This window comes from Arthrobacter tecti (assembly GCF_054511355.1).
This window is the reverse complement of record NZ_JBTNCT010000004.1, coordinates 14,897-40,520: the sequence shown is the minus strand read 5'-3', so window position 1 is coordinate 40,520 and position 25,624 is coordinate 14,897. Positions and strand designations below refer to the sequence as shown.

Annotated in this window: 26 protein-coding genes; 20 read left to right on the top strand and 6 right to left on the bottom strand. The window is 64.4% G+C overall.

What is annotated here, in order from left to right; genetic code table 11:
• Positions 1-95 precede the first annotated feature (95 nt).
• A complete protein-coding gene (gene hflX / locus ACX80C_RS06595; RefSeq protein WP_459325544.1) occupies positions 96-1,661 on the top strand; it encodes a GTPase HflX in 1,566 nt (521 codons plus the stop codon).
• Positions 1,654-3,675, top strand: coding sequence for an ATP-dependent DNA helicase (locus ACX80C_RS06590; RefSeq protein WP_459325543.1), 2,022 nt, complete (start codon positions 1,654-1,656; stop codon positions 3,673-3,675). The genes hflX and ACX80C_RS06590 overlap by 8 nt, the downstream gene beginning before the upstream one ends.
• Before the next feature lie 14 nt (positions 3,676-3,689).
• Here ACX80C_RS06590 and lexA read toward each other — a convergent pair whose 3' ends face one another.
• Positions 3,690-4,445, bottom strand: a complete 756-nt coding sequence (gene lexA, locus ACX80C_RS06585) for a transcriptional repressor LexA (RefSeq protein ID WP_459325541.1) — start codon at positions 4,443-4,445, stop codon at positions 3,690-3,692.
• A gap of 267 nt (positions 4,446-4,712) precedes the next feature.
• On the opposite strand from lexA, the gene ACX80C_RS06580 reads away from it, so the two are divergent.
• From ACX80C_RS06580 to ACX80C_RS06545, 8 genes are all read left to right on the top strand, one after another.
• Entirely contained in the window at positions 4,713-5,093 is a 381-nt protein-coding gene (locus tag ACX80C_RS06580) for a LysM peptidoglycan-binding domain-containing protein (RefSeq protein ID WP_459325539.1), read from the top strand.
• An 82-nt stretch (positions 5,094-5,175) separates the two neighbouring features.
• Positions 5,176-6,285, top strand: a complete 1,110-nt coding sequence (locus tag ACX80C_RS06575; protein WP_459325537.1) for a histidinol-phosphate transaminase — start codon at positions 5,176-5,178, stop codon at positions 6,283-6,285.
• A 90-nt stretch (positions 6,286-6,375) separates the two neighbouring features.
• Complete coding sequence (gene hisB / locus ACX80C_RS06570; RefSeq protein ID WP_459325535.1) at positions 6,376-6,993, top strand: imidazoleglycerol-phosphate dehydratase HisB; 618 nt, start codon at positions 6,376-6,378, stop codon at positions 6,991-6,993.
• On the top strand, positions 6,990-7,628 hold the full coding sequence (gene hisH / locus ACX80C_RS06565) for an imidazole glycerol phosphate synthase subunit HisH (protein ID WP_459325534.1): 639 nt from the start codon (positions 6,990-6,992) through the stop codon (positions 7,626-7,628). The genes hisB and hisH overlap by 4 nt, the downstream gene beginning before the upstream one ends.
• A 2-nt stretch (positions 7,629-7,630) precedes the next feature.
• Complete coding sequence (locus tag ACX80C_RS06560) at positions 7,631-7,789, top strand: hypothetical protein (protein ID WP_459325532.1); 159 nt, start codon at positions 7,631-7,633, stop codon at positions 7,787-7,789.
• 56 nt (positions 7,790-7,845) lie between these two features.
• Positions 7,846-8,598, top strand: coding sequence for a bifunctional 1-(5-phosphoribosyl)-5-((5-phosphoribosylamino)methylideneamino)imidazole-4-carboxamide isomerase/phosphoribosylanthranilate isomerase PriA (priA, locus tag ACX80C_RS06555; protein WP_459325531.1), 753 nt, complete (start codon positions 7,846-7,848; stop codon positions 8,596-8,598).
• Positions 8,599-8,600: 2 nt separating this feature from the next.
• Positions 8,601-9,476 carry an SseB family protein gene (locus ACX80C_RS06550; RefSeq protein ID WP_459325530.1) on the top strand — a complete coding sequence of 292 codons (876 nt, stop codon included), beginning with the start codon at positions 8,601-8,603 and terminating at the stop codon, positions 9,474-9,476.
• A 38-nt stretch (positions 9,477-9,514) separates the two neighbouring features.
• Positions 9,515-10,828, top strand: coding sequence for an MFS transporter (locus ACX80C_RS06545; RefSeq protein ID WP_459325528.1), 1,314 nt, complete (start codon positions 9,515-9,517; stop codon positions 10,826-10,828).
• Here the strand turns inward: ACX80C_RS06545 and ACX80C_RS06540 are convergent.
• The gene (locus ACX80C_RS06540) at positions 10,821-11,234 is read right to left on the bottom strand and encodes a DUF1844 domain-containing protein (protein WP_459325527.1); all 414 of its coding nucleotides are present in this window, start codon (positions 11,232-11,234) and stop codon (positions 10,821-10,823) included. The two genes, ACX80C_RS06545 and ACX80C_RS06540, sit on opposite strands and share 8 nt — an antisense overlap.
• A gap of 319 nt (positions 11,235-11,553) precedes the next feature.
• Between ACX80C_RS06540 and infC the strand changes: the two genes are divergently transcribed.
• The 4 genes from infC to ACX80C_RS06520 all read left to right on the top strand — a co-directional run bounded on the left by infC (position 11,554) and on the right by ACX80C_RS06520 (position 14,395).
• Positions 11,554-12,672: a translation initiation factor IF-3 gene (infC, locus tag ACX80C_RS06535; protein WP_459325525.1), complete on the top strand. Its 1,119-nt coding sequence runs from the start codon at positions 11,554-11,556 to the stop codon at positions 12,670-12,672.
• Between the two features lie 116 nt (positions 12,673-12,788).
• The gene (gene rpmI, locus ACX80C_RS06530; protein WP_167992231.1) at positions 12,789-12,983 is read left to right on the top strand and encodes a 50S ribosomal protein L35; all 195 of its coding nucleotides are present in this window, start codon (positions 12,789-12,791) and stop codon (positions 12,981-12,983) included.
• Positions 12,984-13,072: 89 nt separating this feature from the next.
• Positions 13,073-13,459: a 50S ribosomal protein L20 gene (gene rplT, locus ACX80C_RS06525; RefSeq protein ID WP_167992232.1), complete on the top strand. Its 387-nt coding sequence runs from the start codon at positions 13,073-13,075 to the stop codon at positions 13,457-13,459.
• Positions 13,460-13,492: 33 nt separating this feature from the next.
• Positions 13,493-14,395: a TrmH family RNA methyltransferase gene (locus tag ACX80C_RS06520; protein WP_459325522.1), complete on the top strand. Its 903-nt coding sequence runs from the start codon at positions 13,493-13,495 to the stop codon at positions 14,393-14,395.
• A 15-nt stretch (positions 14,396-14,410) separates the two neighbouring features.
• Here the strand turns inward: ACX80C_RS06520 and ACX80C_RS06515 are convergent, their stop codons facing one another.
• The gene (locus ACX80C_RS06515; protein WP_459325521.1) at positions 14,411-15,628 is read right to left on the bottom strand and encodes an MFS transporter; all 1,218 of its coding nucleotides are present in this window, start codon (positions 15,626-15,628) and stop codon (positions 14,411-14,413) included.
• Positions 15,629-15,837: 209 nt separating this feature from the next.
• On the opposite strand from ACX80C_RS06515, the gene ACX80C_RS06510 reads away from it, so the two are divergent.
• Positions 15,838-16,287: a (deoxy)nucleoside triphosphate pyrophosphohydrolase gene (locus tag ACX80C_RS06510; protein WP_459325520.1), complete on the top strand. Its 450-nt coding sequence runs from the start codon at positions 15,838-15,840 to the stop codon at positions 16,285-16,287.
• Here the strand turns inward: ACX80C_RS06510 and ACX80C_RS06505 are convergent.
• On the bottom strand, positions 16,284-17,324 hold the full coding sequence (locus ACX80C_RS06505) for an Rv2578c family radical SAM protein (RefSeq protein WP_459325519.1): 1,041 nt from the start codon (positions 17,322-17,324) through the stop codon (positions 16,284-16,286). The two genes, ACX80C_RS06510 and ACX80C_RS06505, sit on opposite strands and share 4 nt — an antisense overlap.
• A 65-nt stretch (positions 17,325-17,389) precedes the next feature.
• Here ACX80C_RS06505 and pcp point away from each other — a divergent pair, with 65 nt between their 5' ends.
• Positions 17,390-18,040 carry a pyroglutamyl-peptidase I gene (gene pcp, locus ACX80C_RS06500; protein ID WP_459325517.1) on the top strand — a complete coding sequence of 217 codons (651 nt, stop codon included), beginning with the start codon at positions 17,390-17,392 and terminating at the stop codon, positions 18,038-18,040.
• Here pcp and ACX80C_RS06495 read toward each other — a convergent pair.
• Complete coding sequence (locus tag ACX80C_RS06495; RefSeq protein WP_459325516.1) at positions 18,037-18,483, bottom strand: hypothetical protein; 447 nt, start codon at positions 18,481-18,483, stop codon at positions 18,037-18,039. The two genes, pcp and ACX80C_RS06495, sit on opposite strands and share 4 nt — an antisense overlap.
• 153 nt (positions 18,484-18,636) lie before the next feature.
• Between ACX80C_RS06495 and pheS the strand changes: the two genes are divergently transcribed.
• Both pheS and pheT read left to right on the top strand, forming a co-directional pair.
• Entirely contained in the window at positions 18,637-19,731 is a 1,095-nt protein-coding gene (gene pheS, locus ACX80C_RS06490; RefSeq protein ID WP_459325515.1) for a phenylalanine--tRNA ligase subunit alpha, read from the top strand.
• A 2-nt stretch (positions 19,732-19,733) separates the two neighbouring features.
• On the top strand, positions 19,734-22,271 hold the full coding sequence (gene pheT, locus ACX80C_RS06485) for a phenylalanine--tRNA ligase subunit beta (protein ID WP_459325514.1): 2,538 nt from the start codon (positions 19,734-19,736) through the stop codon (positions 22,269-22,271).
• A 67-nt stretch (positions 22,272-22,338) separates the two neighbouring features.
• On the opposite strand, the gene ACX80C_RS06480 is transcribed toward pheT, so the two are convergent.
• Positions 22,339-23,304 (bottom strand): quinone oxidoreductase family protein, encoded by a 966-nt coding sequence (locus tag ACX80C_RS06480; RefSeq protein ID WP_459325513.1) that lies wholly within the window; start codon positions 23,302-23,304, stop codon positions 22,339-22,341.
• 115 nt (positions 23,305-23,419) lie between these two features.
• On the opposite strand from ACX80C_RS06480, the gene argC reads away from it, so the two are divergent.
• Positions 23,420-24,451 carry an N-acetyl-gamma-glutamyl-phosphate reductase gene (gene argC, locus ACX80C_RS06475; RefSeq protein WP_459325512.1) on the top strand — a complete coding sequence of 344 codons (1,032 nt, stop codon included), beginning with the start codon at positions 23,420-23,422 and terminating at the stop codon, positions 24,449-24,451.
• A complete protein-coding gene (argJ, locus tag ACX80C_RS06470) occupies positions 24,448-25,617 on the top strand; it encodes a bifunctional glutamate N-acetyltransferase/amino-acid acetyltransferase ArgJ (protein WP_459325511.1) in 1,170 nt (389 codons plus the stop codon). Before argC ends, argJ begins: the two co-directional genes overlap by 4 nt.
• Positions 25,618-25,624 lie beyond the last annotated feature (7 nt).

Here is a 25,624-nt window from a genome sequence, read left to right as displayed (position 1 = left end):
CCAGGCCGAAGCCGATTGTGTTGCGCGCTCAGAGAATTTGAGGACCTAATCGGGCTGTACGGACTACCATGGGAGGACAGTCACCAAGGGAGAGCATGACCACACATCACGGAGCGTCGTCAACGCCCGAGCCGGAAATGGGTCCGGAAGAAATCCAGGCAGTCATTGACCGGATACTTGCCAAGGATCCCGCGGCATCCCCGTCGGCGGGTAAGGCCGGGTCCGGAGTTGCCAAGCGCGGCAAGGCGCAGGCCCTTTCGGAGCTCGACGAAGAGCATTCCGCATACGACGGCGAACAGCAGGACCTTCAGGAGCGCCGCGCGCTTCGCCGCGTTGCAGGGTTGTCCACGGAACTTGAAGACGTCACAGAGGTCGAGTATCGGCAGCTCCGTCTTGAGCGGGTGGTTCTCGCCGGAATCTGGAGTGAAGGTACCGCGGAGGAAGCCGAGAATTCGCTCCGTGAGCTCGCCGCACTCGCCGGGACGGCCGGGTCGGAAGTACTGGACGGAATTATCCAGCGCCGGTTGAAGCCGGATCCCGGCACGTTCCTGGGTGCGGGTAAGGCTGAAGAGCTCAAGACCATCGTCACGGCCACAGGGGCGGACACCGTCATCGTCGACAGCGAGCTCGCACCCTCCCAACGGCGTGGGCTCGAGGACATCGTCAAGGTGAAGGTCATCGACCGTACCGCACTGATCCTGGATATTTTTGCCCAGCACGCCAAATCGCGTGAGGGCAAGGCGCAGGTCGAACTGGCCCAGCTTGAGTATCTCCTTCCGCGCCTGCGCGGTTGGGGCGAATCGATGTCGCGTCAGGCCGGCGGTCAGGTAGGCGGTGCCGGCGCGGGTATGGGTTCGCGCGGCCCCGGTGAGACGAAGATAGAGCTCGACCGGCGAAAGATCCGCACCCGCATGGCAAAGCTGCGGCGCGAGATCGCGGGCATGAAACCGGCCCGCGAAACCAAACGGGCCAACCGTCGTCGTCGGGAGGTTCCTTCCGTCGCGATTGCCGGCTATACCAATGCGGGCAAGTCCTCGCTGTTGAACCGTTTGACCGATGCCGGAGTGCTGGTTGAGAACGCCCTGTTCGCAACCCTGGATCCGACAGTCCGGCGTGCAGAAACCCCGGACGGCCTGGAATACACGCTCGCCGACACCGTCGGATTCGTTCGCTCACTGCCTACGCAGCTGGTCGAGGCATTCCGCTCCACGCTTGAGGAGGTGGCGGATTCCGACCTCATCCTCCACGTGGTGGATGCGTCGCATCCTGATCCCGAGGGGCAGATCGCAGCTGTGCGGCAGGTCCTTGCGGACGTCGACGCCCGCAAGGTCCCTGAGATCATCGTGTTGAATAAGGTGGACGCGGCGGATCCGTTCGTCATCGAACGACTGCGCCAGCGCGAACCGCGCCATGCGATCGTCTCCGCGCGTACAGGGCAGGGGATCGAGGAGCTGCTCGCACTCATCAGCGATTCGATTCCGCGGCCGAGCGTCAAACTGAACCTTCTGGTTCCCTATCAGCGCGGCGATGTCGTCAGTCGCCTGCACCAGGCGGACGCGGAGATACTGCACCTGGAGCACGTTGAGGACGGCACGCAGGTGGACGTCATGGTCCGCGAAGGACTCGCAGCGGAACTGGAACCGTTCGTCAGGCATGGCTGAGGGGCGAATAGACCCCCTGGAACTGCTTGACCATGTCGTTGAATCGATGGGCGGTCAGCGGCGCAGCGGGCAGCACGAGATGGTGCGGCACGTTGCACAGGCCATCACGGAGGGGGACCACCTGCTGGTGCAGGCGGGCACTGGAACCGGTAAGTCGCTCGCCTACCTGGTACCGCTGATTGCGCACGCGATGACAAGCGACACCGCCTCAGTGGTATCCACCGCAACTCTTGCCCTGCAGGCACAGATCGTCAAACGGGATCTTCCGCGCCTCCTGGATTCACTGGGGGATTCGCTTCCGCGGCCGGTGGACGTGGCGCTTCTGAAGGGGCGCGGAAACTACGTGTGCCGCCACAAGACAGCCGGCGGCTTCCCGGAGGAGGACGACGCCGGCGCCCTCTTCGCGCTGGACGGTGACCCCGCGTCGCCCCATCCGGCCTCCGGCCCCTCTACCCCGCTTGGGCGGGAAATTGTCCGGCTGCGCGAATGGGCAGAAGAGACGGAAACCGGCGACCGTGACGAGCTGATGCCCGGCGTCGGTGATCGGGCGTGGAGGCAAGTATCGGTGTCCAGCATGGAATGCCTCGGCGCCCAGAAGTGTCCGGTCGCGGCGGAGTGTTTCAGCGAGCGCGCCCGCGAAAAGGCAGGGAAGGCTGACATCGTCATCACCAACCATGCCCTGCTCGCAATCAGTGCTTTCGAGGGGCTGGCTGTCCTGCCGGAGCACGACGTCGTCGTCATCGACGAGGCTCACGAGCTACATGACCGCGTCACCTCCGCGGTATCCGGGCAGCTTTCGGGAGCGCTGATAGGTACGGCGTCCTCCGCCGCGAGGCGGCACCTCGGCACGGACACGGAGCCGCTTGCGGCAGCGCAGCGAGCCTTCGAGTCAGCGTTCGACGCCGTGCCCAGCGGTTTGATGTCCGGCGGTCTGAACGAGCCGCAGGAGTCGGCTCTCGGCCAGGTAAGGGAGGCGTGCAGGGCCGCGCTCTCCGCATCCAACACGGATACCTCTCCGCAGCCCGCAGATGGCGGACGGCAGATGGCACGCTCACGGCTCCTGGTCATCCTTGAGCTGTGCGAGCGGATGCTCGGCGCAGGTGGTGCCGGCGAAGTGCTGTGGGCAACACGCCCAAGTACCTTCACACCCGGGAGCGGCTACGTGGCGGCTGCCGACTCATCGCCCGCAACCATCAGCATTGCACCCCTCTCGATAGCCGGGCGGCTTCGGCATGGATTGTTCGAGGAACACACAGTCGTTTTGACCTCCGCCACGTTGGCCATCGGCTCTGAATTCGGGCCGGTTGCCGGTTCGTTGGGGCTCACCGGCGAAGGCGCACCGAGCTGGACCGGCATTGATGTGGGCAGCCCCTTCGACTACCCGAAGCAGGGCGTTCTCTATGTCGCCAAGGATCTTCCCAAACCGGGCAGGGGCACCTCAGAGGAGCAACTGGCGGAACTCGAGGCATTGATCCAGGCCTCCCGTGGAGGAACGTTGGGCTTGTTCTCATCCCGGCGTGCAGCGGAGGAGGCAGCCGATGCACTTCGCACCAGAGTTGATGTAGAGATCCTGTGCCAGGGGGAATCGTCCATGGCATCCCTCGTGAGCCAGTTCTCGGATGAACCGGACACCTGTCTCTTCGGCACCATGTCCCTCTGGCAGGGTGTGGATGTGCCGGGCAGGTCCTGCCGTCTGGTGGTTATTGACCGCATACCTTTCCCCCGCCCGGATGACCCCTTGATGACGGCGCGGACCAGGGCGGTTGCACAGGCTGGCGGGAACGGCTTCATGAGCGTGTCGGCAACCCACGCCGCAGTCCGCCTTGCACAGGGCGCGGGCCGTCTCATCCGTTCCGGCGACGATCGAGGAATGGTGGCAATCCTCGATTCACGTCTGGCAAGCGCCAGATATGGCGGCTTCCTGAGGGCGGCACTTCCGCCGTTCTGGCCCACCACCGACCGTGCGACGGCGCTTGCTGTGCTCTCGCGGTTAGCCGCGGCACAGCCCGTATAGCCGAAGCTGACCAGTTAGAGCGCGCGCATCACTGATACGACTTTGCCCATGATGGCGGCGTGGTCCCCCAGGATGGGTTCGTAATTGGTGTTCTGCGGGAGCAGCCAGGTGTGCCCGTCGCGCTGGCGGAACGTTTTGACCGTTGCCTCATCGTCAAGAAGGGCCGCGACGACGTCGCCGTTGTCCGCGGTACTCTGTCGCCGCACCACAACCCAGTCACCGTCGCAGATCGCGGCGTCGATCATCGAATCTCCGGAAACGCGAAGCATGAACAGTTCGCCGTGACCCACCAACTGACGGGGGAGCGGCATGACGTCTTCGATCACCTGGTCAGCGAGAATCGGTCCGCCTGCCGCGATGCGGCCGACCAGGGGGACCATTGCTGCGTCAACAGCCGCGTTGACCGGTTCGTCACCCTGCTCCGGAGAACTTGGCAGTGGGCGCGGTGAGTCCTGACCGAGCGTGAGCGGAAGCAGAATTTCCATTGCCCGCGGACGCTTCGGATCGCGCCGGATGTAGCCCATCCGTTCAAGTTGTGACAGCTGGTGCGTGACGCTGGAGAGGCTGGCAAGACCGACGGTGTCACCGATTTCCCTCATCGACGGCGGGTAACCGTGTGCGGCAACGCTGCGCTGGATGGTCTCCAGGATCTTTTTCTGACGTGGGGTGAGGCCCTTGGGCGTGGCACGTCCACGTGGACGGCCGCGTCCGCGCTTGACCGCGGCCTCCGGTGCCTCGGTGGTCTCCTCTGCCGCACTGAGATCTCCCACGAAACGTACATCCCTTCGCTGTGGTGGAGGTGCTTCTGCGACCGTCCCACCAGTTTTGTCAGTGGCGGGTGATGAGCTGGTTTTCGAAGCGGCCGGACCATTCACCCTTGCCAGCAACGCTAGGGGACATGGGAGGTCTTTTCAAACATTTGTTCGAGCGAGTCTCGACAGTATTAGTCCAAAGATGCTAAAAATATAACGGGAAGAATAGAACACAGCTTCGAATCGAAGCTGTCCTTCATATTCAGCAGTAGAAAGGCAGACGTTATGTCAACGCTACAACTTGAAGGGTCGGGCTCGGCCGGACACACCATGGAACGCCTGAATGCCGGCGTTCCGCGGCTTCACCTGACACGTCGAGGCTGGTTGCTCCTCGTGGCCGTGCCGCTAGCTCTGGTCGCGGCAGCCGCCATGATCCTTGCGGCATCACTTACTTCCGAGGCGAAGGCTGCCGGGAGTGCGGGTGGCGTTACCGAAACGGTTCAGGTTGATGTCGCGCCTGGCCAGACGTTATGGGGCCTTGCTGCTGAGTACGCGCCGGACCGGGATCCCCGTGAAGTCGTGTCCGAAATTGCCGAATTGAATGCGCTGACCACTTCAACCGTCCAGGCGGGCCAGGCGCTGCACGTCCCTGTCGGCACGCCGTAGTCGCCATGCGTGCCACGTAACATCACGGCCGCCGCTTCCGGCGGATTCCATTCCGGCGACGTAGCTCCCTTAAACTCTGTTGGTGACCGATCAGCTTGAACGCCTCAACCGTCTGCCGCTTCGAGAGAACCTCCGCGGATTGCAGCCCTATGGCGCGCCGCAACTGGACGTGCCCATACTGCTGAACGTCAACGAAAACACCCACGGCGTTCCCGAAGACGTTCGGCAAGCAATAGTTCTGGCCGTGGAACAGACGGTTGGCGGGCTGAACCGTTACCCGGATCGGGAGTTCACGATTCTGAGGGAGCAGCTCGCCGGTTATTTGGGCCACGGGCTCACGGCCGAGAACATCTGGGCGGCGAACGGCTCCAACGAAGTGCTGCAGCAAATCCTCCTTGCCTTCGGCGGCCCGGGACGAACCGCACTCGGGTTCCCTCCCACCTACTCGATGTACCCGCTGCTCGCGGGCGCCACCGGCACCGGATATGAGTCCGGATCGCGTGCGGGAACCTTCGACCTGACTCCGGAATCGGCCGCTGAGCAAGTTGCTGCGACGGGCGCGAATATCGTTTTCCTGTGCAGCCCCAACAACCCAACGGGCACAGCTCTGTCGCTCGACGTCGTCGCCGAGGTCTATGAGGCGGGATCGGCGGCGCAGGCGATCATCATCGTCGATGAAGCCTATGCCGAGTTTGCGCACCGCGGCACTCCGAGCGCGTTGGAGCTGCTACCCGGGAGGGAGCGACTGATTGTCTCCCGGACCATGAGCAAGGCCTTCGCTCTTGCTGGAGCGCGGGTCGGCTACCTCGCAGCCGCTCCGGAGGTGGCTGATGCCCTTCGACTGGTGAGGTTGCCTTACCACCTGTCGGCGATCACGCAAGCCACGGCTGTGGCCGCTCTCACACACTCGGACCGGCTCCTTGAGAACGTGGACGAGATCAAGCGCCAAAGAGACCGCATCGTCGAAGGACTCACGGAGATGGGGCTGCCCGCAGCCCATTCGGATGCGAACTTTGTTCTGTTCGGCGGCATCGAGGAGCCGCGCACAGTATGGCAGGGTCTGCTGGATGCGGGAGTCCTCATTCGCGACGTCGGTATCCCTGGTCACCTGCGGGTCACGGCGGGCACTGAAGCGGAGATCACGTTTTTCCTCGAGACACTCCGCTCATTGATCCGGCCAGACGTCTCCTAGACTTGATGCAGGACCGGCTGCTGAAACCCATCCGGTGCCGCGATGACCGGCGTCACGATTCTCATTTCCCCTCGACATTAAGGACCAGCCATGACCGCGGAAGCTACAGCTGCTCGCATTGCGCAACGCGAGCGGACCACGAGCGAATCGTCGGTCTACGTTGAACTCAACCTTGACGGGACCGGCCGCTCGGAAATCGCAACGTCCGTGCCGTTCTACGATCACATGCTCACGGCCCTCGCGAAGCACTCACTCGTTGATCTCACCGTTCGGGCGAGCGGAGATACGCACATTGACGTTCACCACACGGTCGAGGACGTAGCTATCACGCTCGGGGAGGTTCTGCGCGAGGCACTTGGCAACAAAGCCGGAATCCGCCGTTTCGGTGAGGCCACGGTGCCGTTGGATGAGGCGATCGCCAGTGCCGTCGTCGACATTTCCGGACGGCCCTACCTGGTGCACGCAGGGGAGCCTGCAGGCCAGGAGTATCACCTGATCGGGGGCCACTTTACTGGGTCCCTCACCCGTCACATCTTCGAGGCAATAACCCTTCACGCCCAGATCTGCCTGCACATGAACGTGCTCGGTGGTCGGGATCCACACCACATCGTGGAGGCGCAGTTCAAGGCGTTCGCGCGTGCGCTTCGCAGCGCCGTTGAACCGGATCCCCGCGTAACGGGAATTCCGTCGACAAAAGGGGCACTATGAGCGCGCCGAAGGTGACCGTACTGGATTACGGTTCCGGCAACATCCGATCGGCAGTTCGGGCCCTTGAGCATGTAGGAGCCGATGTCACGCTGAGCGCTGCGCCGGAGGACGTCCTCAACGCGGATGGGCTGTTGGTCCCGGGAGTCGGCGCATTCGCGGCCGTCATGCAGGGACTGAAGGATGTCGACGGACTTCGCATGATCGGGCGCCGTGTCGCAGGCGGCCGTTCAGTACTCGGTATCTGCGTCGGGCTCCAGGTCCTTTTCGAAGAGGGCGTGGAACACGGTGTGCGCACGGAAGGCATGGGTGAATGGCCGGGAAGGGTTGAGCGGCTCAAGGCAGACGTAGTCCCGCACATGGGTTGGAACACGGTCCAGGCGCCGCAGGAGTCGACGCTCTTTGAAGGCATCCGAGACGAGCGCTTCTACTTCGTCCACTCGTACGGCGTCCAGGACTGGAATTTCGATGTGACCCAGCCGGCTATGCGGCCACCGATCGTCACGTGGTCCACCCACGGCGGGCCATTCATAGCTGCTGTGGAAAACGGCCCACTCACGGCCACCCAGTTCCACCCGGAGAAGTCCGGCGATGCCGGCGCACAGCTGTTGCGCAACTGGATCAAGGGTCTGCGCTGACAATGTGGAGCGTACTCCTGATGGGGCTGGCCGGGTTGCTGATCGGAGGGGCAGTCTCATTCCATCGCCAGAAACTGCCACGCGTGTTTGTCATCAGCTTCGGTGTACTGGCCGTGCTGGCCCTGGTTGCCGCCTATCTGCTGACCCTCGCGCCGCAGTAGATGAATAAGCGTTTTCGAACCCTGAACAGTTTTCAAACCCTGAACAAAGGAAGTGAATGAGTCCCTTCACAGAATCTCCCATCCTCGAACTGCTGCCTGCCGTTGACGTCTCTGACGGCCAGGCAGTGCGCCTGGTACAGGGCGCTGCCGGCAGTGAAACCAGCTACGGGGACCCGCTTGACGCCGCAATGCAGTGGCAGAACGACGGCGCCGACTGGGTTCACCTGGTAGACCTGGACGCGGCGTTCGGTCGTGGGTCCAACCGTGAGCTTCTCCGGAAGGTTGTCGCGGAGCTGGACATCAAGGTGGAGTTGTCCGGGGGTATCCGCGATGATGCTTCCCTTGAGGAAGCCCTCGAGCTGGGAGCGGAGCGCATCAACCTTGGGACTGCGGCGCTTGAGAATCCGGAGTGGACCGCAAGCGCCATCGCCCGCTATGGTGACGCGATCGCCGTCGGGCTCGATGTCCGCGGGACCACACTGGCAGCACGGGGCTGGACGGAGGAAGGCGGCGATCTCTGGGAGGTACTTGCCCGCCTCGAGGACGTTGGCTGCGCCCGTTACGTGGTGACCGACGTTACGAAGGACGGCACGCTGAGGGGCCCCAACCTCCAGCTGCTGCGCGATGTCCTCGAAAAGACCACCCGGCCGGTTGTCGCCTCCGGCGGGATCTCCAGCCTCGATGACCTCGCGGCGCTGCGTCAGCTCGTACCGGAGGGACTCGAGGGCGCAATCGTCGGTAAGGCCCTCTACGCCGGCGCCTTCACGCTCCCGCAGGCACTGGACATCGCCGGACACCCGGAACGATAAGCGTGTCCGACCGCCGTTTGCCCGGGCACATCGAAGCAGCGCTCAGGGCAAGCAGGGCAGAAGGGGGAAACACCACCGACTCCGCCGGGCAACCCTGGAAGGGGCGGGATCTCTCCGGTGAGGACAATCCGCTCCATGCATTCGACAACGACGACGGCGGTGTCCCGGCGTCGTACGAAGCCGCAGTATCCAGCCTGGTGGCGGGGCGGGCGGATGAAACGGCCGTTGTGCGCGTCCTCGCGACCGTGCGTGTGTTCGTTCCGATTATCGCGGAACTCGGCGGAACCGACAGCCAGCTGCCGGCAGAAGCGGACGGTCACCACCTCGGTGACAAGGAGGCCGATATGGCCTTGATCACTATCAAGGCCCCGGACGGACGCCGTGCACTTCCTGTGTTCACCTCTACGGCGCGCCTGGCGCACTGGCATGAAAGTGCACGCCCTGTCGCTGTGTTCGCTCCGCGGGCCGCGCTGTCCGCCGTTGCCGAGAAGGCTGATCTGATGGTTGTGGACCCGGGAGCGGAGGTGACCTTCGTTGTCCGTCGTCCTGCACTCTGGGCGCTGGCACAGCAGACCGACTGGGTGCCGTCCTATGCCGATCCCGTCCTCGCCGAGCTCATAGGGCGGGCCGTGCAGGTAGTCGCACCGATCCGTAGGGTCGAAGTCGGGCCGGGTTCCGGAATTTCCAGTCGCACAGCGGACGGTACAGTATTCGGAGGCGGTGGTGCCGGTCCCGAACTGCGCCTCAGCCTCGCGCTGGAGGACGGACTTACCCAGGAAGAGGTCCGATCCACCACACGAAATCTTCAGCAGACCCTTCAGAGCCTGGAGGAGTTTGTCGAGCGGGTTGACTCGCTCGAAATCCGGCTCACGCGTTGATACCCACGCGGTGCGAGCCCGCGTGAAAGTGATTGACGTTGAACTTTGCCATCTACCGGGAGCTGTTGAGAATAGTCCCGGTTCGCCGGTTGCTCCTCGTGGGCATGATCGCCCGCTTCCCACACTCCGCGGCGGGTGTACTGCTGACCCTGCATGTAGTGCAAACCCTTGAGCGGGGGTATGCGGAGGCCGGCGCAGTAGCTGCGGTCATGACGATCGGCATTGCCGTCGGCGCGCCCTGGCGTGGACGCCGGGTGGACCTGGCCGGTCTGCGCCGCGCGCTCATCCCGTCTGTGATTGCCGAAGCCATCATCTGGTCCATCGCTCCGCACCTGCCCTATGAGTGGCTGCTGTTGGCGGCTCTGGTTGGCGGCATCTTCACCCTGCCCGTCTTCTCAGTGGTCCGGCAATCACTCGGCGTCCTGGTCAGCGGTGAATCGCGCCGGACCGCCTTCACGCTGGACGCTGTATCCACCGAAGTGATCTTCATGGGTGGGCCCGCGCTCGGCGCAGTTCTGGCAACTCAGGTTTCCACCGTGCTCGGCCTGACCGTCGTCGGGCTTTCCACAGCGGTGGCCGGGTTGTTCCTGATGTGGTTCAACCCGCCCACCCGTAGCAGCCAGCCCGGTGCTGTGGCTGGATCTCCGTCAGCAGCCGACGACGACGAAGCAGCGGTGGAGGCAATGGTTGCGTCCGCGCCGGCGCGTGTGTTCGAGGCGTCCGCCGAGCTGGTGCCCGGGGCACGACCGGCGCGAGGGGTCCGCGCCCGTGCGCGCGTTGCCCACAGCTTCGGGTGGCTGACTCTGCCCGTGGGTGTTGTGATGGTTGTGGCGGCCGGCGCCGGGTTGGTGCTTGCGGGCACGGACGTTGGCATCATCGCTGTGCTGGAGGACAACAACCGGGCGCTCGAACTCGGATGGGTTTTCCTCGCCTGGTGCGCCGCGTCTGTAGTCGGCGGACTGATCTACGGTGCAATGCACCGCCCGGTCTCACCGCTGGTGCTCCTGCTTCTGATGAGCTTGCTCACCATCCCCATGGGGTTTGCCGACAGCACCTTCGCCCTTGCGTTGCTGTCCCTCGCTCCGGGACTGCTGTGCGCGCCGGTTCTCTCCGCAGCCTCTGAGAAGATTGCCCACCTCGTGGAGGAGGACCGCCGCGGCGAAGCGATGGGGTGGTACGGATCGGCGCTGACGTCAGGGGTCGCGCTTGGAGCGCCGCTTGCGGGGTTGCTGATCGACTCCGTTGGTCCGTGGGGCGGATTCGTCGCCGTGGGCGGTGCTGCCGCCAGCCTTAGTCTGCTCTGTCTGGCGTCACAACAGGTTCGACGACGGCGGCGCAGGTGGGTCAGTTGACGGGGCCGGTGAATTTCTCCCCGGGACCCTGACCGGGAGTATCCGGTATCAGCGACGCCTCGCGGAATGCAAGCTGCAAGGAGCGCAAACCGTCGCGCAACGGGCCGGCATGCTGACTCCCGATCTCCGGAGCCGCCGCGGTGACAAACCCTGCCAGGGCAGTGATCAGCTTCCGGGCTTCATCCAGGTCCTTGAACTCCTCCGCGTCCTTGCCCTCGGCCAGCCCGCACTTTACTGCTGCAGCGCTCATCAGGTGGACAGCCGCCGTCGTAATGACCTCTACGGCCGCCACCTCCGCAATGTCCCGTACATGGTCACTGCCGCTGTGGGCACCACCGGTGCCCGAATCAACGGTGCCGGGGAAGGTATGGCGGGAGGGATCGGAATTACGGTCTGCTGTGCTCATGCTGGTAAGCTTGTCACAGACCGACTGGGGGTCGTTATTTTTTGTGGCCTGGAAAGGCATGAAAAAGATCACCCAGTATGCAAGCGGAGTCCTCTCCCACCCGCGATTGCCGGATTGCCCATGGGGCAGTTGGAGGCAGCCGGGTTCAGGTCGGTGCACGTTATCCATTTTCCGGATACGGCCGCACTGATGCCCGAGGCCTTCGATTGCGCATGCGATCGGGGGCCTTCTTCTTTTGCACGCGGTCCAGGTTTTCGACTGACATCAGGAGCAGCACATTAGCGAGCCAAGAATCAATGATCGTATCCGCGTCCCAGAGGTGCGGTTGGTAGGCCCTGCGGGCGAGCAGGTTGGAATCGTCCGTATTGAAGACGCCCTCCGACTCGCCGCTGAGTCCGACCTTGATCTTGTTGAGGTGGCGCCCCAGGCCAAGCCTCCGGTAGCCAAGCTCATGGATTTTGGTAAGTACAAGTACGAAGCCGCTGTGAAGGCGCGCGAAGCCCGGAAGAATCAGACCAACACGGTGCTGAAGGAGATTCGTTTCCGGCTCAAGATCGACACCCACGATTATGAGACCAAGCGCGGCCACGCCCTCCGGTTCCTCGGCGCCGGCGACAAGGTGAAAGCGATGATCCAGTTCCGCGGCCGCGAGCAGCAGCGCCCGGAGATGGGTATCCGTCTGTTGCAGCGGTTCGCGGAGGATGTCGCGGAAGTCGGCGTCGTTGAGTCCACACCGCGTATTGACGGGCGAAACATGGTCATGGTTATCGGGCCTGTCAAGAATAAGGCCGAAGCCAAGGCCGAGGCCCGCCGTGCGGCCCAGCGCGCTGAGTCGAAGGCGGCCAACGAGAAATCCAAGGTTGATACGACGGGTGCTGAGCCGATGACCCAGAGCATCGGTGATTTGCTGCCGGAGGGCCTGCGTTCCGGTGCGGATGCCGAGACAGACGTCGCCGAGACAGCTCAGGCTGAGCCCGCGTCGACCGAGACAGCTCAGGCTGAACCCGCTTCGACCGAGACGGCTCAGGCTGAGACTAAGCAGACGGCGGATACGTCGGCTCAGAGTTCGGCTGAAGAGACCTCGAACGAATCGGCCGAAGTGCCGAAAAAGGCCACGCAAACTTCCAGCGGGGCGGCGAAGACGGCTGAAAAGCCCGCCGCGACTGCAACGGTGAAGTCGCCCGCAGCAACGAAGGCAACTGCACCTGCGAAGGCCGCCGCAGCGCCTGCGCCGGAAGCGAAGGAAGAGCCTTCGGCGCCGTCCAAGCCCGCAGCAGCACCCAAGCCGCAGGCTTCTCCGAAGCCAAGCGCTTCGGCCAAGCCGGCTGCCGCACCGAAGCCGTCAGCAGCAAAACCTGCTGCGACACCAAAGCCTGCCGGAAAGGCGGTCCCCGCCAAGGGGTCGTCGAGCCGGCCGAAGCCGGGAGGCTCCAGCTAGGGAGCCGGTTGCCCTTCTCGAGGGCACCGAGGCGTCACGTAATCACCGCAGCCAGCTGCGGAAACCGCAAGAGCCGTCGGCAAAGCGCCGACGGAAACCAAAGGAGATCGGTTTCAATGCCGAAGATGAAGACCCACAGTGGCGCCAAGAAGCGCTTCAAGCTCACCGGAAGCGGCAAGCTCAAGCGCCAGCAGGCTAACCGCCGTCACTACCTGGAGCACAAGTCCTCCACTCTGACGCGCCGTCTTGCCAGCGACAAGATCGTATCGAAGGCAGACACCAAGGCCATCAAGAAGATGCTCGGCGTCTAATAACCACCCAATAGCAAACGGGCAGGGTTCCGCGGTTCAGGACCGCGGACGTAAGTCCTGTCCGGGACATCAATCTAAGGAGTACGCACGTGGCACGTGTGAAGCGGGCGGTCAATGCCCACAAGAAGCGTCGGGTCATCCTTGAGCGCGCCAAAGGCTACCGTGGTCAGCGTTCGCGCCTGTACCGCAAGGCAAAGGAGCAGCTGCTCCACTCGTTCGTTTACAGCTACGGCGACCGCCGCAAGCGCAAGGGCGACTTCCGTCGTCTATGGATCCAGCGCATCAACGCTGCCTCCCGCGCGAACGGGCTCACCTACAACCGCCTGATCCAGGGTCTCAAGGCTGCAGGTGTCGAGGTGGATCGCCGCATGCTTGCCGAACTTGCAGTGTCCGACGCCAACGCATTCGCTGCGCTGGTGCAGATCGCCAAGGACTCCCTGCCGTCCGACACTTCGGCACCCGCAGCACGCGTCTAGTCTGAAGGACCGTGTGACCCGGCCGACCTCATCATGAACCACTCCGAACGCCCCCAGGCGCCGCTACTGTCCAACCCCCGATCCGATCGGGTCCGTGATGTAGCAAAGCTTGCGGGGCGTTCGGTGCGTCTGCGGCAGGGGCGTTTCCTGGCAGAGGGACCGCAGGCCGTCCGTGAGGCGCTGCGGCTCCATCGCGATCGCCTCGCTGGAGGGCAGGCAGGTGTCATCGACGAGGTCTATGTCACCGAGGACTGCCTGCAGCGCCACCCCGAACTGGGGGAAACTGCGTTGCCCCGGTTGGTCACACCCGAAGTTCTTGCCGCCATGAGCTCGACGGTCACCCCGCAGGGAGCGATCGCGGTCTGCCACTTCCTGGACGTGCCGCTCGATGCAGTACTGGACAGTTCTCCCCGGCTGATTGCGGTTTTAGTCGAAGTCCGTGACCCCGGGAACGCCGGCACCATCCTGCGCGCTGCAGATTCCGCCGGGGCGAACGCCGTTATCTTCACCGATGCCAGCGTGGATGTCTATAACCCGAAAACCGTTCGCTCAACGGTTGGCTCCCTTTTTCATCTCCCGGTGGTGATCGGCGCGGACGCCGGTGACTTACTTGCCCGCCTGACGGCCGGGGGGATGAATATCCTTGCCGCCGACGGCTATGGAGACCGCAACCTCGACGAGCTTCAGGACAGCAGCGCCCGACGGCGGCTCGCACCGTCATCCGGTGAAGCACTGGGTCCCGCTGGAGCGTCACCGAAGCTGGAAGCGCCTACGGCGTGGTTGTTTGGAAATGAGGCGCAGGGGCTTCCCCGGGACGCGCTCGACGCCGCACACCACCGCGTTGCAGTGCCCGTCTATGGCCGGGCGGAGAGCCTGAATGTGGGTACCGCCGCGACGGTGTGCCTTTACGCCTCAGCACGGGCACAGCGGGGCTGAGACGCTCAAGGGGCCCTATTTGGAGCCGGCAAGCACCGGTTCCGTTGCCCTCGCCGCTGTCCGCTCCATCCTCCCGCTCAGAAGCGCTACACCGAGCCCGAAGGCAGCCAGCACGGCGCCGACCAGTGCTGGAGCGGTGTAACCCCACCCAAGCGCGATAACCGCTCCGCCCAGGAGCGCTCCGAGCGCGTTCGCTGTGTTCAATGCAGCGTGGTTCATCGACGATGCCAGCGACGGGGCGTCCGGTGAGACATCCATCAGCCGGACTTGAAGGGATGGAATCAGTGAAGACCCGATCGCGCCCACGAGAAAGACGAAGAGCAGTGCAGTCGGCGCCCACTGCACTGCCAGCGCAAACACAAGGAGGCACGCGGAGATGGCACCCATCACCCAGTAGATGGTGCCCAGTACCGAAATATCGGCCAGTCGGCCCCCGACGATGTTCCCGGCGACCATGCCCAGTCCGTAGAGTGCGACGACGATGGGCATCAGGTCTTTGGGGACACCCGCTACCTCGGTCATGGTGGGTGTGATGTAGGTGTAGACGGCAAAGAAGCCACCGAAGCCGACGGTCCCGATGAGCAGGGTCATCCATACCTGTCCGCGCTTCAGGGCGCCCAGTTCCCGGCTGATGCTTGCGCCTTCGCGAACGTTTTGGTGGGGTACGAACCGGGCCACCATCAGCAGTGTCAGCACACCGATCACGCCGACCAGGATGAACATGGTCCGCCAGCCGAACTCCTGACCGAGCCAGGTGGCGAAGGGCACGCCGATGACGTTGGCGACGCTGAGTCCCATCATCACCATTGCGACCGCCTGCGCCCGGCGGGTAGGCGCCGACAGCGACGCCGCGATAACCGCAGCGACGCCGAAGAACGCGCCGTGGGGGAGGCCCGAGATGAAGCGGGAAAGCAACAGCCAGCCGTATTCATCGGCGATGTATGAGGAGAGGTTGCCGACCGTGAACAATGCCATCAGGCCCAAAGCCAACCGCTTGTGCGGAAGCTTGGCGCCGAGCGTGCTGAAGAGCGGCGCCCCGACAACGACGCCAACCGCGTACGCCGAGATGATGTGTCCGGCAGTAGGGTTGTCGACACCAACGTCTGCTGCCATGTCCGGTAGCAGGCCCATGATCGCGAATTCGGTGGTGCCGATACCGAAGCCACCGACGGCCAGGGCCAGGATCGCCAGCACGAGCTTACGTGTAGGCAGTTGTGCGGGTGCGGCTGACATTGAACTCGTTTCGACGTGGGGCGGCGCCGGGTGACGGCGGACTGGAATATGTGATCGCGCGTCGTTGAGCCGGCGGCTCGGCGAAGACCCAAGAGGTCCACTCGTTGGAGACAACGTGGCGGAGCAACCGTTTATTCACTCTACGCTCGCCGGTCCGAATTCCTACTTACAAGACTGGTGCGCGGTTGCTCACAATCTAGACTGGCTCAATGTCGAACTCCCATCGTAGGCAGATTGTCGGTGCGGCCATCATGGATTCGCTGCAGTCGCCGTCCCGCATGCTCGCGGCACGGCGTACGGCACCGGAGCAGTTTGCGGGCCAGTGGGAATTTCCGGGGGGCAAAGTTGAACCCGGTGAGGAGGATGTGGAGGCCCTCCATCGCGAATTGCGCGAGGAACTGGGTGTGGACGTGCAGATCGGCGCTGAGCTCGTGGGTCCGGACGAGGATGGCTGGCCCTTGAACGGTACAGCCGTCATGAGGGTATGGCGTGCGGTGATCACCGCCGGGGTTCCTGCGGCGCTCCAGGACCATGATGAACTTCGCTGGGTTGACCTGACGGATCCGGGGGAGCTGACCTCGCTGCCTTGGATTCCGGCTGATCGGCCGATAGTCGATGCCCTGCTCGAAACGCTGATTTCTGTGAACGACCCGGGCTAGAAGAGTGTGGGCTCCACTGGCGCGGCCGTCCCGCCGTGAGAAGCGGGTGTTGACGCAGATCCGGGCTCGTCCCGGAAGAAGCGTGCCCCGGCACCAAGACCATGACGACGGCGATGCATCCGCACGCGCTCGGTGAGCCATCCGCGGTACTCGGCTGAAGCGTAGCTCCCCCCGCGGTACAGCCTGCTATAACGGCCTACCAGGGTGGGGTGCGTTTTGGCTAGCCATTCCATGTACCACTCCCGAGCGCCGGGGCGCAGGTGCAAGGCTCCAGTACTCACGCCGGTGGCCCCGGCGGATGCGAGGGCGCCGAACAACTCGTCCAATGCCTCATCGCTATCGGTCAGCCAGGGCAGGATGGGCATGGCCATGATCCCGCAGGGGAGCCCAGTGTCCCGTAACCGACTGATCAGGTCCAGGCGTGCCCGCGGCGTAGGGGTGCCGGGCTCTACCGCATGCGCGAGCGCGGGATCGATCACCGCGAGGGAGATTCCCATGCCGACGCTCACGCTCGCCGCTGCCTCCTTGAGCAAGGGAAGGTCCCTGCCCAGCAGAGTGCCCTTGGTGAGGATCGAAAACGGGGTGCCGCTGTCGGTGAGCGCCCTGATGATGCCGGGCATCAGGCGGTAGCGTCCCTCAGCACGCTGATAAGGATCCGTGTTGGTCCCCATCGCAACGTGCTCCCGGCTCCAGGAAGGTTTGGTCACTTCGCGCCGGAGTACCTCGCCGACGTTCGTCTTCACCACGAGCTGGGAATCGAAGTCCAGCCCCGTGTCGAGGTTGAGGTAGCTGTGGGTATTCCGGGCAAAGCAGTACACACAGGCGTGTGAGCAGCCGCGGTACGGATTCACAGTCCATCCGAAGGGCATGCCCGAGTTCTTCGGTACCCGGTTTAGCGCGGACTTCGCCAGCACCTCATGGAAGGTGACACCCGCGAACTCGGGAGTACGCACTGATCGCACCAGTCCGGATAGTGGCAACAGCGCGTCGCCACCTTCGGACGCCGCCGTCGTCGCTTTCTGGGTGTCCCAACGCATGTAAAAATTAGAACATACATTCCAACAGAAGTGGCGGATTCCTGCGCGCGGCGTAGGCTTGGAGCATGATTCTCATCACCGGTTTTGAGCCTTTCGGGGGCGAAACGGTAAATCCCTCGTGGGAGGCCGCAGAGCATGCCGCAAGCAGGCTCCTGGCGCAGGACGTCCCCGCTGTAGCGGTCCAGTTGCCCTGCGTATTCGGGCAGAGCATCGCGGCCCTGCGGGACGCTCTCCGTACTCACAGACCGGAGCTCGTGTTGTGCGTCGGCCAGGCAGGTGGACGAGCGGAAATCTCTCTCGAGCGGGTCGCCATCAATGTGGACGATGCGCGTATCCCGGATAACGCGGGCAACCAGCCGGTTGATCAGCCGGTGCGGAAGGACGGTCCGGCCGCCTACTTCAGTACGCTGCCGATCAAACGAAGCCTGCAGGCGCTGGGCGGCGCCGGCATCCCGGCGGCCGTGTCACAGACTGCGGGGACCTATGTCTGCAACCATGTCTTCTATGGACTGATGGACTCGCTGGCGGATGGGATGGCCGGGGCTGCGGGCGTCCGTGGAGGTTTCGTCCATGTGCCGTTCTCAAGCGAGCAGGCTGCCGTCCACGGCACGGCAGGACTCCCGATTGAAGAGATGGCGTCAGCGCTTGCCACTATTGCGCTGGTCAGCGCGGCGGAGGCAGTAGACATTCCACTGTCCGCAGGCGCCGAACACTAGTGATGCGCCATTGGGCGTTTGCGCCGCAAAGCCAGCCTGACGGGCCGCTCCACATATCCGCCGTCGCTCAGCCCGGCGCCGCGTTCAAAAGGGTTCCGCGATGCCGGATCACCGGTCAACAGAACCGAAATGCCCGCCGCCAGAAAATAGAGCGGTAGGAAGGGCAAACCGAGGCACAGCGCGTACTGGGTACTGTGCCGAGCCTCATGGGCAACCAGCGCCGGCCTCGTTGCGATGGTTCCCGGTCCGGCCCGAAACAGTACAACGTTGCCGAGCGTGAAGGCCGAAGCATGGGGAAGTGACAGTGAGTAGCGGTGGGCGAAGATCAAGCCGTGGGTACCGGACCGCAACTCGCAGCGGCCCACCCGCGCCACTGCCAGTCCAAGGAGGGTCGACCCATTGAGCCAGTTGAGCGCCGCACGCGCAATATCGCTGCCCTTCATGCCCCCAGTCTAGGGATACGCACTGCACAATTACCGGCAACGCATTCGGGGCTGCTGCGCCCAGTCCTCTAGACTGGCTAGGCCGCTGGATCCGGAAATCCGGTAGTCCGTAGCGGCACCCACTGCGCTCACAACCCGAGGTATTGCACTCTCATGTCTGAACCCACCACGCCCGCCCATCCAGTGGAAACCCAGGCGGCGGCTCCCATCGTCGCACCCGATCCACTGGACGCAGCGGCCATCGGCGAGGCAGTCGACCGCGCTCTGAGCGATATTTCGGCAGCGCAGGACCTCGACGCCCTCAAATCCGTCCGGCTGGCGCACACGGGGGACAAATCCCCCTTGAGCCTCGCGAACCGCCAGATCGGCGCACTGCCGAAGGATCAGAAAGCGCTCGCCGGGAAGAACATCGGGCCCGCTCGCGGACGGATCAACCAGGCCCTCGCCGGGCGTGCAACGGAGCTTGAAGCCGAGCGGGATGCCCGCATCCTCGTCGAGGAGGCGGTGGATGTGACGGCGGCTCCGCGCCGTCGTCGTGCCGGTGCCAGACACCCGCTCTCCATCCTTCAGGAGCGCGTGAGCGACATCTTCGTCGGTATGGGCTGGGAAATCGCCGAAGGCCCGGAGGTGGAGTCGGAGTGGTTCAACTTCGACGCACTGAATTTCAAGCCCGATCATCCGGCACGGGAAATGCAGGACACGTTCTTCGTGGAACCGCCGGAAGCGCACCTCGTGATGCGTACCCACACCTCGCCCGTGCAGGTGCGGGCCATGCTTGAACGGGACGTGCCGATCTACGTGCTCTGTCCGGGCAAGGTTTTCCGGACCGACGAACTGGACGCCACGCACACCCCGGTTTTTCACCAGTTCGAGGGTCTCGCCATCGACAAGGGCCTGAGCATGGCCGATCTGCGCGGAACCCTGGAACACTTCGCCCGGCTCATGTTCGGTGACGACGCCGGGATCCGCCTTCGCCCCAACTACTTCCCTTTCACTGAGCCTTCCGCCGAGCTCGATATCTGGCACCCGGGCGCCAAGGGTGGTCCTCAATGGATCGAGTGGGGAGGATGCGGCATGGTTCACCCCAACGTGTTGCGCGCCGCGGGCATCGACCCGGAGGTCTACTCGGGTTTCGCCTTCGGCATGGGTATTGAGCGCACGCTCATGTTCCGCAACGAGGTCGGGGACATGCGCGACATGATTGAGGGCGACGTACGTTTCAGCGAGCACTTCGGGATGGAGATCTAACCGTGCGAATACCACTATCCTGGTTGCGCGAATACGCGCAGGTACCGGCCGAAGCAACGGCCGAAGACGTCTTGGCCGAGCTCGTGAAGGTGGGTCTGGAGGAAGAGGCTGTCCACCGTCCCACGGACACCCTCTCGGGGCCGATTGTGGTGGGCCAGGTGCTCTCCGTCGAGAAGGAACCGCAGAGCAACGGCAAGACCATCAACTGGTGCCAGGTTCGTGTAGTCCCTGAGGGGGCAGCGCAAACCCTGACCGGCGACGGCATCGATCCCTCCGGTGTGCAGGGGATTGTCTGCGGTGCCCATAATTTCGTCGAGGGGGACAAGGTCGTCGTGACCCTTCCGGGTTCGGTTCTGCCGGGCGACTTCCGGATCGCCGCTCGGAAGACCTACGGCCACGTCTCGGCCGGCATGATCGCCTCGGTCCGTGAGCTCGGCATCGGAGATGACCACGAGGGAATCCTGGTGCTGGCCACCCTTGGGCTGGACCCGGAGATCGGTTCGGACGCCATGGAGTTGCTCGGGCTCTATGACCAGGCAGCCGAAGTCAACGTCACACCGGACCGCAGCTACTGCTTCTCGATTCGCGGGATCGCGCGCGAGTACGCCCACGCCGCCGGCGGGAAATTCACTGACCCTGCCGGCGCCGTCGTCGTCGATCCTGCCGGCGGCGACGGATATCCGGTGCGGCTCGAAGACCAGACGCCGATCTACGGCAGGCCCGGCTGCGACCGGTTTGTGGCGCGGGTGGTGCGCGGCGTCGACGCCGCGCGCCCGACCCCGCAGTGGATGATTTCCAGGCTCCGTCTCGCAGGGATCCGCTCCATCTCCCTGCCCGTGGACATCTCCAATTACGTGATGCTCGAGCTCGGGCAGCCCACCCACTGCTACGACCTCGGCAAGTTGACCGGTGACATCGTTGTGCGCCGGGCCGAAACGGGTGAAACGATCGTCACCCTAGATGACCGCAAGCGCGAGCTGCATCCCGAAGACCTCCTGATAACCGACGCCTCGGGCGCCATCGGCATTGCCGGCGTCATGGGCGGTGCGGCAACCGAGGTATCCGGGGCCACAGCCGATGTGTTGGTGGAGGCCGCGCACTTCGACGAGGTGTCCATCGCCCGCGCCCGGCGGCGTCACAGACTGCCCTCGGAAGCCTCCAAGCGGTTCGAACGCGGAGTGGACTGGCACATCGCTGACGTCGCCGCGCAGCGGGTCGTGGATCTGCTCGAAAGTCTTGCCGGCGGAACCGCAGACAAGGCTGTCACCGACGTCGGGACCGCACCGGAACCGGTGGTGATCGATCTCCCGGCCACCTACGCCTCCGAGCGGATCGGGATCGACTTCGCCCCGGAGCAGGTAGCCGGCGCCCTCACGGATCTGGGTGCTGAGGTTGAAGAGTACGACGGCGGCTGGCGGGTCACGGCCCCAAGCTGGCGTCAGGACCTTGCCATCAAGGACGACGTCGCCGAAGAGGTAGCCCGGCTGGTGGGTTACGACCAGATTCCCTCCCGGCTTCCCGTCGCACCGCCCGGGCGCGGCCTTACCCGGTCGCAGCAGCAGCGGCGACGGGTTCTGGGGGCGCTCGCCGACGCCGGGCTTACCGAGGTGCTGTCTTACCCCTTCGTCTCCCAGAAAGCGAATGACTCCTTCGGCGCAGCGGAGGGGACCGGTCCGTCGGTGAAGCTGGCCAATCCGTTGAGCGCGGAGTTCGGTTACCTGCGACGTTCAATCCTTCCCGGGCTGATCGAGGTGGCGAAGCGGAACTCCTCGCGTGGCTTCCGTGACTTGGCACTGTTTGAAGCCGGGCTGGTGTTCCTGCCACTGGAAAAGCTCGGTACCGCTGACATTCCGCCGCTCGGTGCGTTGCCGGATGACGAAACCCTCGATGCGCTTTACACGGGCCTGCCACAGCAGCCGCTCACCATTGCGGCCGTCTTCCTCGGCAACGATTCACCCGCCGCGGCGGGTCATTCGCCTCGTGCATGGGATTGGGCGGATGCGCTGGACACCGTCCGGCTCATGGCCGACGTCGTCGGCGTCGATCTCGTGGTCGAGCAGGGCGAGCACCAGGCGTTCCACCCCGGACGTACCGCGCGGGTAAGCCTTCGCAACGGTGACGTACTCGGCTACGCGGGCGAGCTGCACCCCAAGCTCCTCGCGGCGCAGGACCTGCCGCCCCGGACGGTAGCGCTGGAAATCAACGTCGGCCTGCTGTTCGATGCCGCGCCGGACGTCATCGTTGCCCGCCACCTGTCCACCTTTCCCGCGACCACGCAGGATGTCGCGCTGGTGGTCAATGGGCTGCTTCCCGCTGACACGCTCCTCGAAACCCTGCGCGAAGGCGCAGGTGAGTTGCTGGAAGAGGTGCACCTCTTCGACGTCTACTCGGGGCAAGGAATCGAAGATGGCAAGAAATCGCTGGCCTTCGCCCTGCGGTTCCGCGCGACGGACCGGACGCTCACCGCTGATGAAGCGAGTGCCGCCCGCGACCAGGCGGTCCACCTCGCGGCTGTTCGCCACGGCGCCGTCCAGCGCTGACCTATCGAGTTGGCAGGACACGCCGCAAATGCACCGCGAAATCGGGCGTGTCCTGCCAAGTCGGGGATCAGGGGATCAGAAGAACCTTCCCCGTGGTGTTGCGTGCCTGGAGGTCCTGGTGGGCCTGGGCCGCATCCTCGAGCGGATAGCGCTGTCCTATGCGTGCCTTGAGGGTTCCGTCCGCCACGGCGGAGAAGATGTCGCCTGAGCGCCAACGCCGCTCCTCGGCGGTGCGAAGGTAGAAGCCAAGGCTCGGGCGCGTCACGTACAGCGAACCGGCGCCGTTGAGCCGCTGCAGATTGAAGTCCGGAACCGGCCCTGACGCGGCACCGAAGAGGACAAGCGTTCCGCGTACGCGCAGCGACTCCAGTGAGCCGTCGAAAGTGTCCCTGCCGACGCCGTCGAACACCGCATGCACGCCTTCACCGTCCGTCAGTTCACGCACCCGGCCGGGGAAATCCTCGTACCTGAGTACGACGTCGGCGCCCGCTTCGCGTGCAAGGTTTTCCTTCTCATCGGTGGAGACGGTGGTGATGACCCGTGCTCCCTTGGCCTTGAGGAGTTGGGTGAGGAGCAGCCCGGTGCCGCCCGCGCCGGCATGCGTGAGCACAGTCTGGCCGGCCTGGACGGGGAAGGTGGAATTGATGAGGTAGTGGGCCGTCATGCCCTGGAGAGGGAGGGCCGCCGCGGTTTCAAGGTCCACGCCACTCGGTACAGGCAGGGCCTTTGCCTCGTCGATGAGCGTGAACTCGGCGTAGGTGGCCGATCCCTCGGCGAAGGCAACGCGGTCTCCTGTGGAGAAGTCCCGGACATCAGGTCCAATCTCCACTACCTCGCCGGCGGCCTCAGCTCCCGGCACGAACGGATAGTCGACGGGATAGATTCCCGACCTCTGATAGGTCTCGATGAAGTTCACGCCGACCGCTGCGACTTTGACCAAAAGCTGCGAACCGGTAGGGCTTGGCTTGTCCACTTCGGCAGGCTTCAGAACTTCCGGTCCTCCAGCGCTTCGGGCAACAATGGCTATGGGCATGTCGGGTTTTCCTCTCCTTGGTGGTCTGGTGTGATCAACCCAAGGAATCGGCGGCTCATTCCTCGCGTGAATACTTATGTGATGGAGTGAATAGATTTACTGTACGATTGACCGCATGAGTATTTCGGTAGCGGTTTCCGGGGCCAGCGGCTACGCGGGCGGAGAAGTATTGCGCCTGCTCGGGAATCACCCGGGTGTCACCGTCGGAGCGATCACCGCCCACAGCAGTGCAGGCAGCAGGCTCGGCGAGGTCCAGCCGCACTTGCATTCGCTCCGCGACCACATTCTGGAAGAGACCAGCGCGGAAAACCTCGCGGGGCACGACGTCGTCTTCCTCGCCTTGCCGCATGGCGCGAGCGCGGACATCGCCGCGCAACTGCCCGAAAAGACGCTGGTAATCGACGCCGGGGCCGATCACAGGCTCGAAGACCCCGCCGCGTGGGAACGGTTCTACGGATCTGACCATGCGGGCACCTGGCCGTACGGACTCCCTGAACTGCCGGGCCGGCGGGAGGCTCTCCGTGGCGCCCGCCGCATTGCTGTGCCGGGCTGCTACCCGACGAGCGCGCTGCTTGCGCTCACTCCCGGTTTCACGGCTGGTCTGCTGGAACCGCACGACGTCGTCATCGTCTCTGCCTCGGGCGCCTCCGGCGCCGGCAAGTCACTCAAACCCCACCTCCTCGGTTCGGAGATGATCGGTGGGATGAGCCCCTACGGCGTAGGTGGGGGGCACCGGCACACGCCGGAGATCGAGCAGGGCCTGGGCTGGGCAGCCGGCAACCCGGTCACTGTGTCCTTCACACCGACCCTGGCCCCGATGTCGCGAGGCATCCTCACCACCGCCACTGCCCGGGTGGTTCCGGGAACAACTGCGTCGCGGTTGCGTGAGGCCTGGGAACACGCGTACGACGACGAACCTTTCGTCACGCTGCTGTCCGAGGGCCAGTGGCCGGCAACCAAGTCGGTTCTCGGATCCAACATGGTCCAGCTCCAGCTCGCGTTTGATGAGCACGCGGGCCGGGTGATCGTGAGCTGCGCGATCGATAACCTCACCAAGGGAACAGCCGGCGGCGCCGTGCAATCCATGAACATCGCCCTCGGACTTGATGAGACCGCGGGCCTGACCGGGGCAGGAGTTGCACCGTGAGCGTCACCGAACCAAAGGGTTTCCGTGCGGCAGGAGTAGCGGCGGGACTGAAGTCCACCGGCGCGCGCGACGTCGCCGTCGTCGTCAATGATGGCCCGCTGCATCACGCCGCCGCCGTCTTCACCTCCAATCGCGTGGCCGCGGCGCCCATTCACTGGTCCCGCCAGGTGGTAGCGGACGGCCGGGTTGACGCCGTCGTGCTGAATTCGGGCGGAGCGAATGCGTGCACCGGCCCGCAGGGCTTCCAGAACACCCACAAGACTGCCGAAGTCACCGCCGAGACACTGGGGATATCGGCTACGGACGTGTTCGTGTGTTCCACCGGTCTGATCGGGGAGCAACTTCCCATGGATAAGCTGCTCGCAGGCGTGGGAGAGGCGGTACAGCACCTGTCCGACGGCGGGGGACCGGCTGCCGCGGAAGCCATCATGACCACGGACTCGATTCCGAAGACGGCGTCCTACCCGCCTTCACCCGATGAGCCAAGCGAGGGTTATTCCATCGGCGGCATGGCCAAGGGGGCGGGGATGCTGGCACCCGGGCTGGCGACCATGCTCGTGGTGCTCACCACCGACGCCCTGACGGACTCCGAAACCCTCGACACCGCGCTGCGCGCCGCCACCCGGGTGACCTTCGACCGGACCGACTCCGACGGCTGCATGTCCACCAACGACACCGTCGTGGTCCTCGCCTCAGGCGCCAGCGGCGTGAAGGCGGACCCTGCACAGTTTGCTGAAGCGCTCACGGGTGTCTGCTCCGAGCTGGCCCACCAGCTGATCGAGGACGCCGAAGGTGCCAGCCACACAATCGCCATCCGCACGGTCAACGCGGCAACTGAAACTGATGCCGAGACCGTTGGCCGCGCCGTCGCCCGTTCCAATCTCTTCAAGGCCGCAATCTTCGGCAAGGACCCGAACTGGGGACGCGTCCTGGCAGCCGTGGGTACAACAGACGCCGCCTTTGAACCCGACCGCCTCGACGTCGCGATGAACGGGGTCCAGATCTGCCGGGACGGCGGGATCGGGGAACCACGCGAACTGGTTGACCTCACCCCGCGGCTCGTCACGGTCGAGATCAACCTCAACGCCGGATCAGAGTCGGCGACCATCTGGACCAATGACCTTACCCACGACTACGTGCACGAAAACTCGGCCTACTCGAGCTGAGCTTCGA

Bases quoted from the DNA above. Each gene is read 5' to 3' on its own strand.
- hflX (WP_459325544.1), top strand. From the start codon at position 96: ATGACCACACATCACGGAGCGTCGTCAACGCCCGAGCCGGAAATGGGT.
- ACX80C_RS06590 (WP_459325543.1), top strand. From the start codon at position 1,654: ATGGCTGAGGGGCGAATAGACCCCCTGGAACTGCTTGACCATGTCGTT.
- ACX80C_RS06580 (WP_459325539.1), top strand. From the start codon at position 4,713: ATGTCAACGCTACAACTTGAAGGGTCGGGCTCGGCCGGACACACCATG.
- hisB (WP_459325535.1), top strand. From the start codon at position 6,376: ATGACCGCGGAAGCTACAGCTGCTCGCATTGCGCAACGCGAGCGGACC.
- hisH (WP_459325534.1), top strand. From the start codon at position 6,990: ATGAGCGCGCCGAAGGTGACCGTACTGGATTACGGTTCCGGCAACATC.
- ACX80C_RS06560 (WP_459325532.1), top strand. From the start codon at position 7,631: ATGTGGAGCGTACTCCTGATGGGGCTGGCCGGGTTGCTGATCGGAGGG.
- priA (WP_459325531.1), top strand. From the start codon at position 7,846: ATGAGTCCCTTCACAGAATCTCCCATCCTCGAACTGCTGCCTGCCGTT.
- ACX80C_RS06540 (WP_459325527.1), bottom strand. From the start codon at position 11,234: ATGAGCACAGCAGACCGTAATTCCGATCCCTCCCGCCATACCTTCCCC.
- rpmI (WP_167992231.1), top strand. From the start codon at position 12,789: ATGCCGAAGATGAAGACCCACAGTGGCGCCAAGAAGCGCTTCAAGCTC.
- ACX80C_RS06520 (WP_459325522.1), top strand. From the start codon at position 13,493: ATGAACCACTCCGAACGCCCCCAGGCGCCGCTACTGTCCAACCCCCGA.
- ACX80C_RS06515 (WP_459325521.1), bottom strand. From the start codon at position 15,628: ATGTCAGCCGCACCCGCACAACTGCCTACACGTAAGCTCGTGCTGGCG.
- ACX80C_RS06510 (WP_459325520.1), top strand. From the start codon at position 15,838: ATGTCGAACTCCCATCGTAGGCAGATTGTCGGTGCGGCCATCATGGAT.
- ACX80C_RS06505 (WP_459325519.1), bottom strand. From the start codon at position 17,324: ATGCGTTGGGACACCCAGAAAGCGACGACGGCGGCGTCCGAAGGTGGC.
- pcp (WP_459325517.1), top strand. From the start codon at position 17,390: ATGATTCTCATCACCGGTTTTGAGCCTTTCGGGGGCGAAACGGTAAAT.
- ACX80C_RS06495 (WP_459325516.1), bottom strand. From the start codon at position 18,483: ATGAAGGGCAGCGATATTGCGCGTGCGGCGCTCAACTGGCTCAATGGG.
- pheS (WP_459325515.1), top strand. From the start codon at position 18,637: ATGTCTGAACCCACCACGCCCGCCCATCCAGTGGAAACCCAGGCGGCG.
- ACX80C_RS06480 (WP_459325513.1), bottom strand. From the start codon at position 23,304: ATGCCCATAGCCATTGTTGCCCGAAGCGCTGGAGGACCGGAAGTTCTG.
- argC (WP_459325512.1), top strand. From the start codon at position 23,420: ATGAGTATTTCGGTAGCGGTTTCCGGGGCCAGCGGCTACGCGGGCGGA.